This window comes from Bacillus sp. PS217 (genome assembly GCF_037963535.1).
GTDB classification, from domain to species: Bacteria; Bacillota; Bacilli; order Bacillales; family Bacillaceae; genus Bacillus; species Bacillus subtilis.
In genome coordinates this window covers 931,538-946,228 of record NZ_CP150157.1, presented here as the reverse complement: position 1 = coordinate 946,228, position 14,691 = coordinate 931,538, and the positions used below count along the sequence as shown (strand labels likewise).

The 14,691-nt window shown below is 43.5% G+C and carries 17 protein-coding genes; 3 read left to right on the top strand and 14 right to left on the bottom strand.

The genetic code is table 11. The features are described 5' to 3' along the window. Positions 1-30 precede the first annotated feature (30 nt). From NSQ83_RS04885 to fabL, 5 genes are all read right to left on the bottom strand, one after another. Positions 31-1,773, bottom strand: coding sequence for an ABC transporter ATP-binding protein (locus tag NSQ83_RS04885; RefSeq protein WP_198878898.1), 1,743 nt, complete (start codon positions 1,771-1,773; stop codon positions 31-33). 86 nt (positions 1,774-1,859) lie between these two features. Then, positions 1,860-2,390: a DUF402 domain-containing protein gene (locus tag NSQ83_RS04880; RefSeq protein WP_003223272.1), complete on the bottom strand. Its 531-nt coding sequence runs from the start codon at positions 2,388-2,390 to the stop codon at positions 1,860-1,862. A 143-nt stretch (positions 2,391-2,533) separates the two neighbouring features. Further along, positions 2,534-2,794, bottom strand: coding sequence for a YgaB family protein (locus NSQ83_RS04875; protein WP_003242708.1), 261 nt, complete (start codon positions 2,792-2,794; stop codon positions 2,534-2,536). A 172-nt stretch (positions 2,795-2,966) separates the two neighbouring features. Next, positions 2,967-3,221 carry a gamma type acid-soluble spore protein SspE gene (gene sspE / locus NSQ83_RS04870; RefSeq protein ID WP_003233541.1) on the bottom strand — a complete coding sequence of 85 codons (255 nt, stop codon included), beginning with the start codon at positions 3,219-3,221 and terminating at the stop codon, positions 2,967-2,969. Positions 3,222-3,289: 68 nt separating this feature from the next. Continuing rightward, positions 3,290-4,042: an enoyl-[acyl-carrier-protein] reductase FabL gene (gene fabL / locus NSQ83_RS04865; RefSeq protein WP_003223262.1), complete on the bottom strand. Its 753-nt coding sequence runs from the start codon at positions 4,040-4,042 to the stop codon at positions 3,290-3,292. An 81-nt stretch (positions 4,043-4,123) separates the two neighbouring features. Between fabL and NSQ83_RS04860 the strand changes: the two genes are divergently transcribed. Then, positions 4,124-4,348 (top strand): hypothetical protein, encoded by a 225-nt coding sequence (locus NSQ83_RS04860; protein WP_003233542.1) that lies wholly within the window; start codon positions 4,124-4,126, stop codon positions 4,346-4,348. A gap of 7 nt (positions 4,349-4,355) precedes the next feature. On the opposite strand, the gene mutY is transcribed toward NSQ83_RS04860, so the two are convergent. Next, entirely contained in the window at positions 4,356-5,465 is a 1,110-nt protein-coding gene (gene mutY / locus NSQ83_RS04855; protein ID WP_198878899.1) for an A/G-specific adenine glycosylase, read from the bottom strand. A gap of 215 nt (positions 5,466-5,680) precedes the next feature. Here mutY and NSQ83_RS04850 point away from each other — a divergent pair, with 215 nt between their 5' ends. Next, positions 5,681-6,664 carry a metal-dependent hydrolase gene (locus NSQ83_RS04850; RefSeq protein WP_003244136.1) on the top strand — a complete coding sequence of 328 codons (984 nt, stop codon included), beginning with the start codon at positions 5,681-5,683 and terminating at the stop codon, positions 6,662-6,664. Here the strand turns inward: NSQ83_RS04850 and NSQ83_RS04845 are convergent. The 6 genes from NSQ83_RS04845 to NSQ83_RS04820 form a co-directional block, all read right to left on the bottom strand. Next, positions 6,657-9,242 carry a YfhO family protein gene (locus tag NSQ83_RS04845; protein ID WP_198878900.1) on the bottom strand — a complete coding sequence of 862 codons (2,586 nt, stop codon included), beginning with the start codon at positions 9,240-9,242 and terminating at the stop codon, positions 6,657-6,659. The two genes, NSQ83_RS04850 and NSQ83_RS04845, sit on opposite strands and share 8 nt — an antisense overlap. A 71-nt stretch (positions 9,243-9,313) precedes the next feature. Continuing rightward, positions 9,314-10,303, bottom strand: a complete 990-nt coding sequence (locus NSQ83_RS04840) for a glycosyltransferase family 2 protein (RefSeq protein WP_003244113.1) — start codon at positions 10,301-10,303, stop codon at positions 9,314-9,316. 231 nt (positions 10,304-10,534) lie between these two features. Further along, positions 10,535-11,395 carry an epoxide hydrolase EphM gene (gene ephM, locus NSQ83_RS04835; protein WP_014479220.1) on the bottom strand — a complete coding sequence of 287 codons (861 nt, stop codon included), beginning with the start codon at positions 11,393-11,395 and terminating at the stop codon, positions 10,535-10,537. 1 nt (position 11,396) lies between these two features. Beyond that, positions 11,397-11,714, bottom strand: coding sequence for an SdpC immunity protein SpdL (spdL, locus tag NSQ83_RS04830; protein WP_038428649.1), 318 nt, complete (start codon positions 11,712-11,714; stop codon positions 11,397-11,399). Between the two features lie 84 nt (positions 11,715-11,798). Next, on the bottom strand, positions 11,799-12,317 hold the full coding sequence (locus NSQ83_RS04825) for an SH3 domain-containing protein (RefSeq protein ID WP_029317456.1): 519 nt from the start codon (positions 12,315-12,317) through the stop codon (positions 11,799-11,801). Between the two features lie 144 nt (positions 12,318-12,461). Then, on the bottom strand, positions 12,462-12,731 hold the full coding sequence (locus NSQ83_RS04820; protein ID WP_003243789.1) for a YfhJ family protein: 270 nt from the start codon (positions 12,729-12,731) through the stop codon (positions 12,462-12,464). Between the two features lie 124 nt (positions 12,732-12,855). Between NSQ83_RS04820 and NSQ83_RS04815 the strand changes: the two genes are divergently transcribed. Then, a complete protein-coding gene (locus tag NSQ83_RS04815; protein ID WP_003223241.1) occupies positions 12,856-13,008 on the top strand; it encodes a small, acid-soluble spore protein K in 153 nt (50 codons plus the stop codon). Between the two features lie 31 nt (positions 13,009-13,039). On the opposite strand, the gene NSQ83_RS04810 is transcribed toward NSQ83_RS04815, so the two are convergent. Further along, positions 13,040-14,233 (bottom strand): MFS transporter, encoded by a 1,194-nt coding sequence (locus NSQ83_RS04810; protein ID WP_003243500.1) that lies wholly within the window; start codon positions 14,231-14,233, stop codon positions 13,040-13,042. 143 nt (positions 14,234-14,376) lie between these two features. Continuing rightward, positions 14,377-14,691, bottom strand: coding sequence for a YfhH family protein (locus NSQ83_RS04805; RefSeq protein WP_038428648.1), 315 nt, complete (start codon positions 14,689-14,691; stop codon positions 14,377-14,379).

Genomic DNA, 14,691 nt, shown 5'->3' with positions numbered 1-14,691 from the left:
CCTTCGTTAAAAGGATATAAGATTGATGTTTTAGTTCAAATTTTGAATGGTAAATAAATGCTTGTACTGGCTCTCATAGTCCATGAGTTCATCATGGGTTCCGATTTCAATGATTGTGCCGTTTTCCATGACAACAATCTTATCCGCATGGGTGATTGTCGATAAACGGTGGGCGACAACAAAAGTTGTTCTATCCTTCGCCAGTTTGTCCATCGCTTCTTGAATGTAATGCTCACTTTCCAAATCCAGAGCTGATGTAGCTTCATCTAAAATGAGGAGCGGCGGATTTTTCAGGAATACCCGCGCAATTGAGATCCGCTGCTTTTGTCCGCCTGAAAGCTTAACGCCTCGTTCTCCCACCCGGGTCTCATATCCTTCTGGAAAACTCATGATAAATTCATGGGCATTTGCAGCTTTGGCGGCTTCGATTATCTCTTCAAGTGTGGCATCAGGCTTGCCGATCACGATATTTTCCCGAATCGTTTCACTAAATAAAAAGGTATCCTGAAGCACCATACCAACCTGGTTGCGAAGGCTTCTTGCTTCATAATCGCGAATATCCGTCCCATCAATCAGCAGTCTGCCGCTTGTTACATCATAAAATCTTGGGATCAGGCTGACGAGCGTTGATTTTCCTCCTCCGCTCATGCCGACGAGAGCTACAGTTTCTCCTCTATTTACTTTTAAGGATACATCATGAAGAATATTTTCTTTGTCCTTCTCATATTGAAACGAAACGTTTTGAAACTCCACTCCTCCGCGAATCTGATCGGCCTTTATCGCATTTGGTTTGTCAGTGAGTTCATAGGGCTCGTCAATAAATTCAAACACCCTGTCCATTGATGCGATTGACTGTGTCAAAGTTGTAGAGGAATTGATCAGCCTTCTAACAGGGTTGTACATTCTGTCAATATATCCGACAAACGCGACCATTGTTCCGACTGTCAGTGGTCCATTAATGACAAAATACCCGGCGCACGCTATGACGATGAGCGGCGCCAAATCTGTAATGGTATTAACGACCGCAAAGGTTTTGGCGTTCCAATTCGTGTGGCGGATGGCTTTATCTAAGAAATGACCGTTTTTCTCATTAAATTGAGCCTGTTCATGATCTTCTATCGCAAAGCTTCTGATGACAGGCATGCCTTGAATGCGTTCGTGCAAATGCCCCTGCACTTGAGCAAGAGCCTGTGAGCGCTCCCTTGTCAGCTTTCGTAAACGGCCGTAAAAATACTTCACTGATATTCCGTATAATGGGAATAATACGATAGAGATCAGCGTTAATTTAACGTCCAGTGTGAGCATGATAGAGATCACGATCAATATCGTCAGCATATCGAGCCATATATTCATCAGCCCTGTGATGACGAAATCCTTTGTTTGTTCTACATCATTAATCACTCGGGAAATGACTTCCCCTGTTCTTGTATTCGCGTAAAAACGAAGGCTCAGTTTTTGTATATGGTCAAACAGCTTAGCTCTTATATCATAAAGCACCTTGCTGGCAGTCCACTGGGCAAAATATTGCCGGTAATATTCAACAGGCGGGCGCAAAATTAAAAATAAGGCGAACATGATCGCCATAATCGTGAACAATGACGTGGTTTTGTCACTGGCCGTGCCGCCTCCTTGAATAATGTCGTCAACTACGTACTTCAGAAGCAATGGGAGAGCAAGCGGAATGGAGAATTTTACGATCCCGATTAACACTGTAACGAAAATTTGCTTCTTATAAGGTTTGACGAATTGCATGTAGCGTTTCATAACCCCCACGTTGATTCCCCCTCTCTATTTCTCATGATGTGTGTGAGCCCATGTGAAAAACCTGTTGTACCCCGCAACAGGTTTTTACGTAACCATTATTTTGTATAGCGCAAATACCGTTCATACCACATATCGACAAACTCGGGCGCAAACGGTCCCTGACGCTGGTGAATCCAATGGAGCAGCGTATTTAAGTAGTCTCTTAAAATACTGTCGATTTCTTTTGGATAATTCATGGCTTTCCGATGATCATCATATTCGTCTTCATCGAGAATATTGTAGGTCATGTCAGGAAAAACCTTAACATCTAAGTCATAATCAATATATTTAATTGCTTCGCCATCATAGGCAAACGGAGAACTGATGTTGCAATAATAATGAACCCCGTCTTCCCTCAGCATCCCGATGACATTAAACCATTGTCTTGCGTGAAAATAACAGATTGCGGGCTCTCTGGTTATCCATGTCCGGCCGTCTGATTCGGTTACCATCGTCCGGTCATTGGCTCCGATGACACACATTTCTGTACTTTTTAAGATTGTTGTCTCATTCCAAATTCTATGAATCAGCCCGTTGTGCTTATAGCTGTGAATTTGAATGGTTTCTCCTTCCTTGGGATAGCCCATATTTCTCCCCTACTTTCTATAAAGCCCTACAGTTAGTATGTCCAAATTTGCTTACCGACAACGTCTTTTACCTATTATAACGTTACAAATTGAAAAATGAAAATAAAAGAGCCATTCCGGCCGGGGAATGGCACATTCCTGCACTACACAAAGGAAGACGGCTTTTCTGAGCTGCGATATGAACGAATGACCTGCTCTGTCTGCTTTTGAAACATATCCTGTATATCGGCAAGGTGTTTCCGTTTTACCGCAATTTCAGCCTGAATCCCACGCAGCCTTGCATCCCTTTCCAAATGCCGGAGTTCCGCCTCAATTTGTTTGCAGCGGTCGAGCTCTGATTGGAGATCGAGAAGCTTATCCATCGTTTTCATCTGTTCACTTACCAGCTTTTCAAATTCGGTCATCGGTTCCTCCTTCAGCCTGATGGAAGTATAAACATTTCCTCCTTTAATCATTTCGATCTCCGTAAAGCAAACCCTTTGACTCATTCTGTAGACCTTCCACAAGTTTTGTCGTTTTCCAAACAGAAAAAAGCACTTCCACCCGAAGATGAAGTGCTTTTTTCTGTTTCAGTGATTAGCTGTTTTGTTGTTTGTTTTGTTCAGCAGATTGGTTTTGCTGTCTTACCTGCTGTGCGTCAGTTTCACTAGCGAATTCAGTGCCGAATTGACCTTGTTGTCCAGCTGATTGCTGGTTTTGTTTTCTGACTTGCTGAGCGTTTGTTTCGCTAGCAAATTCAGTGCCAAATTGACCTTGACCAGCAGCTGATTGTTGGTTTTGTTTTCTAACTTGTTGAGCGTTTGTTTTGCTGAAGTTATTTGAGTTAGCCATTGTTATCACCTCCACGGTCATTAGAATGTGCAGGTGATCGTATAGCTATTCCTCTTTTTTAAAAATTTTTAAACGAGCAGTGAGCGTCCGCCGTCAACGATAATTGTCTGTCCGCGGATCATGTCAGCCTTGGAAGACACTAGAAACTCCACAGTATCAACCATGTCTTTAATTTCGACCATGCGTCCCGCCGGCGTATTTTGGCGCGCATCCTCAAGCAGATCTTCTCTATTCGGGAAGTGCTTCAGCGCATCTGTGTCGATCGCTCCGCCTGAAACAGCATTGACGATAATTTGTTTTGGTGAAAGCTCAACGGCAAGATAACGGGTTAAAGCCTCTAACGCTGCTTTTGATACACCGACCGTGGTGTAGTTTTCAAGATAGCGGATAGAGCCTAATGAACTAATGCTGACAATATGCCCGCCACCGTTCTTCTCCATTAGCTTGGCAGCTTCCTGAGCGCAGAAAAGCAATGCTTTCGCATTAATGTTCATCGTCCAGTCCCAGTGTGTTTCTTCTAATTCCATGACAGGTCTTAGTACTCCTGAAGCGGCATTATTGACAAAAACATCAAGTCTGCCGAACGTTTCATCAATTTGCTGAAACATTTCTTTGATTTTTGCAGGCTGTCCTACGTTTGCTTTTACGACAAGCACTTTAACGCCAAGCTTTTCGATTTCTTCCGCTGTTTCTAATGCTGCTTTTTTGCTGCGTGCATAGTTAATGACGATGTTATAGCCGTTCTCAGCAAGTCTGATCGCGGCCGCTTTTCCGACACCGCGGCTGCTTCCTGTTACGAGTGCACATTTATTTTGTTCCATTTTTCCTCATCTCCTTGTAGCGTATAGTTCTTTTATTTCCACAAACAATAATGGCAAGAACTTTAAAGGGGGTCTTCTGTTATGTATGTCGGACGTGATATGAGCGAATTGAACATGGTTTCCAAAAAAGATTGGAAGAACAGTGAACTCGCTTATTTTCATCATGCCTTTCAGCAAATTATGCCTTATTTGAACGAAGAAGGCCAATCAAAATACCGGGAATTAACGCAAGAAATTGAAGCGCGCGGCGGAATGAAGCGCAATGAAGCGGACTACAGCCACGGCACGCGCGTCTCTTACGATTAAGAATGGTTTACGGAGCAGCCGAGATGACGGCTGCTTCTACTGCCATCTTCCAGATTTTTTGATGTGACACCGGGAACGCAAATTGTTCGAGCTCTTCTTTCGTTACTTTTTTCAGCTTGCTGGTATCCGACACTTGTTTTACTTTACCGAAAAACACTGAAATATTCCATACCAGGTGGGTGAAAACATGCTCGACTACACCTTGCAGATCACTGATATCAGCTTGTATGCCATATTCGTTTTCTAAGAAAGCAATGAGCTGTTCACGCTCAGTTTTGATCCCTTTTTGTGTTTCAAGATTCGGGAATTCCCACAGGTTGGCGAGCAAACCTTTAGACGGCCGTTTGTGGATATACACTTGTCCGTCTTCATCAGTCAGTACGATCGCGGCCATGGTTTTGATCCCGGGCTTTTTCTTTTTGCTTTTTACCGGAAGCTCCCGTTCAGTGCCTTCTTCAAATGCTGAGCAATGCTGCTGAACCGGGCAAAGCAGGCATGAGGGTGATTTTGGCGTACAGATCAAGGCTCCAAGCTCCATCAAGCCCTGATTAAATTCAGATGGTTTTTCTTTGGAAATAAAAGCTCGTATGGCGTCTTCAAAGATCGTTCTTGTTTTTGGTTTGGCAATATCATCCCAAATAGATAGAATTCTGGACATGACACGCATCACATTTCCGTCAACCGCGGGAATGGGTTTATTGTAGGCAATGCTGAGCACCGCTCCCTTTGTATAAGGGCCGACGCCTTTTAACCCGCCAAAATCTTTCTCGTCTGGAGGGACAATGCCGCCGTATTCCTGTTTCACTTCTTTTACCGCGCTTTGCAGGTTTCTGACTCGCGAATAATAGCCGAGCCCTTCCCATGCTTTCAGCACCTTTTCTTCATCAGCATCAGCGAGCGCTTCCACTGTCGGGAATTGTTCTACAAACCGGAGAAAGTAAGGAATCACTGTCTCTACTCTCGTTTGCTGCAGCATCACTTCAGATACCCACACTTTATATGGATCTTGGTCCTCTCTCCACGGCAGAACGCGCTGCTCTCGTTCAAACCATGAGATTAAATCATCGCGAAATTGCTGTATGTCTTTTTGTTTTAATTTGTCTTCAAGTACGTTCATATGTGTTTCTCCCCAGTCTTTCGCGCCCCGCTTTTCTTTAGACTGTTTTTTGTTGTACACTAAGGGCACAGTACGATAATATGTTACATTAAATAGTAATAAAGAAAAAGCGGAAACATATGAGAACGATTGAATCAGTTTAAAAATTGGGTATATGAAAATGGGGAATTTCTTACAAAGTGAATGTGCAGGATCACCCTGCAAGGAGGTCACCTATGGATACGGGCACACATGTCGTTATGGGCATCGCACTGGGCGGTATTGCGACGCTTGATCCTGTTGTCGGATCAGATCCGGCAATGGCTCACGCTGTTATGATCGCAACGCTTGCGGGCTCTCAGGCTCCGGATATTGATACTGTGTTAAAGCTTAAAAACAATGCTGTTTATATAAGGAATCACAGAGGATTTACCCATTCAATTCCCGCCGTTTTGTTTTGGTCTGTCATCATCCCGGCGATTCTGTATTTATTTTATCCTCAGGCCGATTTTCTGCACCTGTGGCTGTGGACACTGCTGGCAGTCGTTCTGCATGTCTTTGTTGATATATTCAACGCCTATGGAACACAAGCCATTCGTCCGTTTTCGAAAAAATGGGTTGCGCTCGGGCTGATTAATACGTTTGATCCGTTTATTTTTATCAGCCATCTGGCAGCTATCGCGATTTGGTATGCAGGCGGGAGTCCCGGCATCACGTTTCTCAGCTTATATATCATATTGGTAGGCTACTACTTGGTGCGCCTGATCATGCAGCTGAGAATTAAACGGAAGCTTCATGAGATGATTCATGATGAGATCGAAAGCATTATTATTTCTCCAACGATGAAATTCAGGCAATGGCGAATCGCAGTGACGACAGCACATGCTTTCTATGTAGGAAGAAGCATGGAAGGACATGTCGTGATTCTGGATACATTTAATCGGGTGCCTGTTCCTGAAACCGATGTAATGCATGCGGCAAAGCAGGATGATAACATCGCGGCGTTTCTGTCCTTTTCTCCGGTTTACCGGTGGGAAGTGGATACGTTTAAAGATCATTATGAGGTGAGATTTATCGACCTGCGTTATCGGAGCAAAGGCCATTATCCGTTTGTCGCAATTGTTCATATCGGCCATGATCTCACGATTCGTTCATCCTATACGGGATGGATATTCAGCGAAGAAAAACTTCAGAAAAAATTAAAGCTCGGCTCTATATAGAGCCGGGCTTTTTACGTCTTATATAAAAAACAGCAAGCAGCAGACTGACGAGAGATATGATCGCCGATATTTTGAAGTATGGCGGATAGTAAGTCAGCTCAATGTGATTGTCTCCCTTTTGCGCCTTGAAGCCTATAAAAGCATAATCCGCTTTTTCGATCTTCTGTGTTTTTCCGTTGATCTTCAGCTCCCAGCCTTTTTCATATGGGATCGGAAGCATGATGTACTGGTCTTTTGACAGATGATAGGAAAAGGTCAGTCGATTTTTGTTCCAATTCAGTTTGTCTGCTTTCTCTGTTTTATTTTGCATTACAGCGTTTTTCAGCGTTTGGTAATTTTCTTCATAGAGCGCTATGTTTCTCAGCTCATAGGTTCCTTTCGGAAGATTGATTGAGATATGGCCTGATTTAGGCACTCTTACCGTTATATTATTTACTCCGGTTTTATAGATCGATTTGTTCGATTTCCTTGTTGTGACATAATCATTTACCTTTAATGTAAATCCTTTGTCTTTTGCTTTGCTTTTCAAATAAAAGCTGACATAGTAGTCTCCCGGAGCGGATGATGGCTGTTTCGGGGTGATGATCAGCTCTCCTCCGTTTTCTCCAGTTACGGTTAGCAGCCCGTTTTGATACTGGGCTTGTTTTGCGGTGATGTCCGACTTGGTGATCAAATTGGACGGTTTTGGTGTCTGCTCCGTTTTTCCTGATGGATCTTTTAATATAATTCCTTTCAGCATCGCCTGTTCTTTCGCAAGAGCGGGCAATCGGTCCAGCTCACTTTCGCTGTATATGGCATCCGCTGTTTTAACGAATGGAAGCATGTACTGATTCTCATAAACTGCATAATGCTCTGTTTCTAAATGCTTTTTGAAGCCGTACGGGACGCTGGCTTCGTTTGTTTTTTCGGTCATATAATATTTGCCGTAAAGCAGGCTGTATAAATTCGCCCTGTCTCCCAATGACGCGTAACGGCTGACGCTTTCCCTGCCCATATCGATGCTTAAATCATTCCAATAGAAGGCCAGCAGATCTTTGTTTAAAATGCTGGAATACGCGCTGAAGCCATTAAATCCGTAAATGATTGGCGTATTATTGCGGACCCCGTTCATCCAGTCGATTCTCATGAGCGGGTCATCGTCTTCCTTCTGTAAACGTCTGATGAGCTCAGATGATTCCCGCCCTCTGTATTCCTCACTTGTAAGATATTCTTTTGTCACACTGTCCAAATCGCCGCCTTCTGAGAGCGCGTATTTTTGATAGGAGTTGGCGACAAACAGCGAAGAAAGAATGATTATACCGTACACAGCCATTTTTGCCCGTTTTTTCGCAAAAGCTGCAGCAAACAAGGCTGCGATTGTCATGAGTAAGAGCAATAGAATACTTTCATTCGCAGGCTTCCATATATCGAGCTTATACCTTTGGATATGATACAAGTAAAGAAGCAGGACGACAGCTGCGGCCGGGAGCAGTTCTTTCCGTTTCAATTCAGACAGCTGTGACAAACCAGCCGCAGCTGCTCCCGCAATGGTAAAGGCCAGAACATATTCAAACCGGTTTTGCGGGGCGGAAAAACCGTTAAAGACGCTTGCCGCATACGGACTGAAATGAAACAGAATAAACAGCAGGCTCAACCCGGCAAAGAGACGAAACACACGGTTTTTGTAAAAAGAAATAATAAACAAAAACAGCAGAAAAGCGGCCGGCACAATGATGATCCGGCTCGAAAATAAGATATTATCATCGAAATTGAGCCACTCTATTTTCTGGCTGTATGGAGGGCGCAGGTTGTTTAAAAAACCGTATACTACCGGCACAAACGCCGCCGCACTGATGCCAAAAGAAATGAAGCCTGAAACGAGAAATAATCTGATTTGAATCCATCTTTTCTCTTCATGTGGTTCCAAACGGATCAGCCATCTGAACAGCACATAGATTCCGATGAATATAAGGTTTATGTATGCAAAGTAAAAATTGTTGATTAACGTCAGCGAACACGCAACGATAAACCACGCCGGACGCCGCTCTCTAATAATTTTTTCTGCGCCAAGCACAAGCAGCGGAAGCCAAACCATTGTATCGGTGAAAAATTCCCAATACGCTTCGTGACGGAAATAAATAATTGAGACGCCGTATAACACGGCTCCCGTGAACGATGCCGCCCTGTGCTTAAGAAGATAATGAAAAACAGAAGCGGACGTAAAGATGATCAAGCTCAATTTGAAAATACTGATAAAAACAGCTGACTCTGCCCAAAAAAGCGTATCCGCTTCTCCGATCAGCTGGACGGCTTGAAGCAGCCAAACAGCGGCAGACACAGCAAGAAAAAGAAAAGACGCAGAAAAATAATAGCCGAGCTGACTGAATGTGCCGCCGCCAAGTCCGAATGAATAATTGTAGAAAAAATTCCCGTGTGTATATTGGTCAAATAATAATTTTTTAAATACGATCATTTGCGCAAGCCCGTCACCCGGACCTGTCATATACCTGCCTTCCGCCCATTCTTTCACAAAAAAAGCGTGTGCCAGAACGGACACCAGCAAACTGGCCGCATAGATCATGATATGTTTTCTTTTCATATGAATTCTCCAGTCTTGCTTTTAAGATAATAGACACGCAAAAAAAGCACTGCCAATGGCGCTTGGTATTTTCAGTGCATTTTTGTCAGACGCCGCATGCTTTTTAATTCGTTCGTTTCAGGCAGGTCTTTGTTCGGGATATTCGCCTCTTTGATCAAATAATGCGGGCGTTTTTTTGTTTCATAATAGATTCGGCCGATATATTCACCTATTATTCCAAGACTTAACAGCTGTACTCCGCCGAGAAATAACACTGCTGAGATAATGGTGAAATACCCAGGCACAGAAATACCGTTAGTCAGAATTTTAACGAATGTGGCAATGATATAAATGATGGAAAGCAGCAGGATGAAAATGCCTGTATAAAAACATAATCTCAGCGGCTTATGATTAAATGAAACGACGCCGTCCATTCCGTAGTTAAACAGACTGCTGAACGACCATTTGGAGGTGCCGTTTTTTCGTTCGACATTTTCATAAAATACAATTTTCTGATCAAAGCCAATCCAGCAAAAAAGGCCTTTTGAGAAGCGGTTTCCTTCGCTCAGCTTCAAAAGTGCATTCACAGCTTGGCGGCTTAACAATCTGAAGTCACCGACACCGTCACGCAAATCGACTTCAACCGCTTTATTAATGAACTTGTAATACATAGATGATAAGAGTGAGCGGACAAAGCTGTCCCCTTTTCTGTTCCTTTGAGCAATGACTTGGTCATACCCTTCTTCGTAGCCTTTGATAAATTCCTTCAGCAAATATGTCGGATGCTGCAGATCAGCATCCATGACAATAACCGCCTCGCCCTGAACATGCTCAAAGCCCGCCAAAATTGCGGCTTCTTTTCCAAAGTTTCGAGAAAAAGATATATATTTTACCCGGCTGCACGTCGCTGCCAAGTCTTTGATCTGCTGAAGCGTGTCATCAACACTTCCGTCGTTTATGAAGAATATTTCATAGTCATAATGAATGTTTTTAAATTCCTTTTTTAAAGATTCATGAATGAGTTTGACATTATACCCTTCATTGTAAGACGGGATAATAATCGAGATTAATCCTTGCTTCATTAAGGCACCTTCTTTTTATTATTCTTTTTAAGTATTGCCTTAGGGGAGTTTTACACAAATCTTCAGTAAGGCTATTCCTTTTTTTAAAGTCGTTTAAACCTGTTTTTTGTTACAATTTTATGGTGACATTCATGATTTTTAATGTTATTTTGTCATGTTTAAAACAGACTATGAAAAAAACGCACAGAAAAAGTCTGCCATTATGACAGACGGATGGAGAGAAATTTTAGCTTATTGGTTCTTAAGATATTCCAAAATCAGCTGATTGACGATGGCTGGCTTTTCGTGGTTAATCCAATGGGAAGCTTCATCAACAAAGATGAGATGTCCATTCGGGCAATGCCTTTCCGTCTCTTTCGCAAGCTTTCTGCTCAAAAAGCGGTCTTCCATTCCCCAGATCATTCGGTAAGGTACTGTTTCGTAAGAGGGTTTCTCTGCCAAGCTTCCTTTTCTGAGGGCTCTGTACCAGTTCAGCATAGCTGTCAGCGCGCCCGGCTGTTTCCACGCTTCTTTGTACCTGCTGACATCCTCGGATGTAAAAAGCGCGGGACGGTCGGATAATCCAATCGCTTTGTCTAATGTTTCATAATCATTTTCCCTTAGTGATGCCTCCGGTATATCGGGGAGCTGGAAGTATGCGATATACGAGCTTTTCAGCCATTGCGGCGGATAAAGCGGCGTTACGGTTTTCATGACGTGCGGGTGCGGGATATTGATCGCGATCAGTTTTTCAAGATATTCCGGGCGTGTGGAAGCCAAATGCCATGCGACAGCCCCTCCCCAGTCATGACCGATGACAATTGCTTTTTCATCAGTGAATTGCGTAATAAGCCCGATGATATCATCTCTTAATGTATCAATCCGATATGAATCAATTCCTTCCGGTTTGTCACTGAGATTGTAGCCCCGCTGATCAGGAGCAATGACCCGGTAACCCGCATCAACAAGCGGTTTGATTTGATTTTTCCAGCCGTACCAAAACTCAGGAAATCCATGGAGCAGGACAATTAACGGGCCGTCTTCCGGTCCTGCGGCTGCAACGTGGAGCGTGATTCCGTTCGTATTGACAAACTGGCATTTAACTCCGTCCACTTCAATCTCCTCCTTGACTGTGCGTCATGATTTTCAGCCTTTTCTCCGTTAGCATAAATGTTATGACACTGGCGGCAATCAGCATGATAAGCTGAAGAATAAACAAGTTTGATCCCAGCAGCAAACCCATTCCCGCAATCACCAAGCCTGACAGGATCATTAATGATGCACTGTAACGGTTCGCTTCATTCCATAATCTTTGATCTGACATTGAGCGTCTCGTTCTGTATCCGTACACACTGTTGATCGATTTGGGAGGAAACAGTTTGATCAGTATGCCCGCAATGATCATAAGCCCTCCGCCGACTAAACCCGTCATATCATCATCTCCTTTCTCATTGTTACGTGCAGAAAGAAGAAATGTTTCATGCATAGGCAAAAAGACAAGCCTCGGCCTGCCTTTTTATCGCATTTGTAAATCCTTTGTGTGAATATAGCCTTTAACTCCGCCATAATCCACGAACGCCCAAGTGAAGTCAAATCCGCCGTTTTCACTGAATCCCCACCCAAGTATTGTCACCTCTGTTCCAGATGAGAGCTGTTTAGCTTTTCCATTTTCGGGCGTCGGTGCATAGAAGGCTGTCTGTTTCGTTGTTTTCGCTTGGCTTGCGGTTTTCATTAAAAAGTGAGTTGAAATATATGCTTTCTTTCCTTTGAAATAAATTTGAGCCCAATCGGCATTTACGAACCTATCGACTTTTACCTTTTGTTCTGATGATACAGTGCCGAGAATATCACCTTCATGATTTGGCTCAGTCCGGACATTCAGTTTTCCTGCTTTTATGATGTAAGTATCGGATGATGGCATGCTGACAGATATGTCGTGAAGGGGCGCAGCTTTTGCTGCGGGAGCGGAATGAAGTGCTGTCAAACCCAGTCCTGCGGCAGCTGTTAAAGCGAGCATTACTTGTTTCTTTTTCATATAAAGCTCCTCCTCGCATTTTGACAAGATATAAGTGGTATTCCCTGATTGACAGGCTGGTGAAACATGTTTTGTTTATGATTTCTTCCTGTTAAGGTAATTTTAAGAAAATGAAAAAACCTGCCGGTCGTTAACGGCAGGTTTTTAATGCAAAAGGCCTCTGCTTTGATTTAAGTAATCATTCACGTCGTTACGGGAGCTTTGAAAAAGGTGGAGCTGGCCGCCATAGTTTTCAATCCATTGTGTGACGATTTTTTCAGTCATTTTTTCACCTTGATAGGCGTGTCCGGCTTTTGCATAGGTTGCTTCGAAATCGCTCCATAACAATTCCACCCACGTTTTTGCCTGTATATAGCTGATCATCTCGTTCTTTTCCAGAAGCAGATTAGTCAGTTTCTCAATGTACATATTCATATGTGCAGTCTCCTTTCTTCAGGAAAAAAATAACGCTTTATTACGTAGTGTTCTCCATATACTAACCTTACGTCTTCATCTGGAAAGACGCAACTTTTTGATCTCGAATCTAGGGGGATATGACATGGTCCGAAATAAAGAAAAAGGATTTCCTTACGAAAACGAAAACAAATTTCAGGGTGAACCGAGAGCAAAGGACGATTATGCTTCAAAGCGTGCTGACGGATCTATCAATCAGCATCCTCAAGAAAGAATGAGAGCCTCAGGCAAACGGTAAAGAAGAACAGCTGCATACACTGCAGCTGTTTTTACCCTTTATTGACTTGATATTCGTAGACGCTCTTCTTTTCTGATAAGTGTGCGAAGGTAGAAAGCACAAGTCCGCATGCAGTCATAAGCGCACCTCCTGCAAACAGCCAGGAATAAGAGCCTGTTCCGTTTAAAATCATTCCGCCGATCCATGCACCAAGGGCATTGGCAAGGTTAAATGCTGATACGCTGACAGCTGCGGCAATGGTTGTGCCGCCCTCAGATGAGGAAATGACCTTTGTTTGCAGAAGAGGCGGCGTGCCGAATGCGCATGCCCCGAATAGGAACGTTGCCACAATGGCTGCAGCCGGGTAAATGGCGATGTAAGGAAATACAGCCAGAACACCGATTAAACCGATCATTACGCCGATCATCGTCCGAGTCAGCAAAGGCAGCGGTACTTTTCCAGCAAAGAAATTCCCGGCAACGCCTCCCAATCCATACGCAAAGAGAGCACCTGTAATGCCAACCGTGCTGAATCCGGCTGAATGCCTCAAAATGGGTTCGATAAAGGTGTAGGCGATAAAGACACCGGAATAGCCTAAAATGGTAATCGCGAAGGAAAACAGCACTTGTTTGTGTTTAAAAACCCCCCACTCATTCATAAGCATTGGGATCACTTTTGGTTTTCTGTTCGGCACGGCAGCCATAAGGCCTAAAAATCCGATGACACCAAGTGCCGTAATGATGGAAAACACCGCTCTCCAATTCAGGACATCTCCGAGATAAGAGCCGAATGGAACACCAAGCATTAGAGCCACTGTCAGTCCGCCGTTCATTGAAGCAGCAGCTGCAGCACGCTTTTCCGGCGGAACCATTTCACTTGCGAATACCATGGCAATCGCGAAGAAAGCGCCGTGTATGGACGCAGATAAAATTCTTGAAATGGCCAATACAGCAAAATTCGGCGCCAGTGCGCTCATCAGGTTGGAAAGGATAAATATCGCCATCAGCCCAAGAAGCACAGGCTTTCTCGGAAGCTTGACGGAAATGATGGTGACGAGCGGCCCTGTCAAACAAACGCTTGCCGCATAAGCCGTGACAAGAAGCCCTGCGGATGAAACCTGTATATGAAAGTCATTGGCAATCGACGTCAAAATACCCATCACCGCGTATTCTGTATAGCCGATTGAAAATGTACAAATCATAAGAACAAATATAATAAATTTTACAGATGGGTTTTTGATACTCAACGTCATCGCCTCCTTTGATTTTAAAAAACAACGAGTTTCATCTTAAAAGATTTTTCAAGTGAATTCAATGATTTTTTCTTTAAGAATTCGTGTAAATGTGCTGCAAACAAAAAGAGGCTGATCATCAGCCTCCCCGTTACGCTTTAATCTTTTTCTTTCAATACTGAGATTGGCAGCGCTTCCTCTTGCTGAGGGGAAGAGGTTCTGTATCCCCATGCGAAAACGCCATTTAAATAACTGATGGTAAACTCGTCCTCAGTGTCTTCCACACGATATGTTTCTCCCGGTGAGTAATCTTCCGGGTTCAGCAAATATGCTTTTGCCATCGTAATTTTCCGTTCGAGCACTGCCAGTTCGTTTATGATTCCATGCTGTTCGGCTTTTCTTGCTTTTTCAGAAAGTAATGCGATTTCGGTATTAAGTTCGTGAGGTGTCATTTGACTGTATCGTTTCTCCAT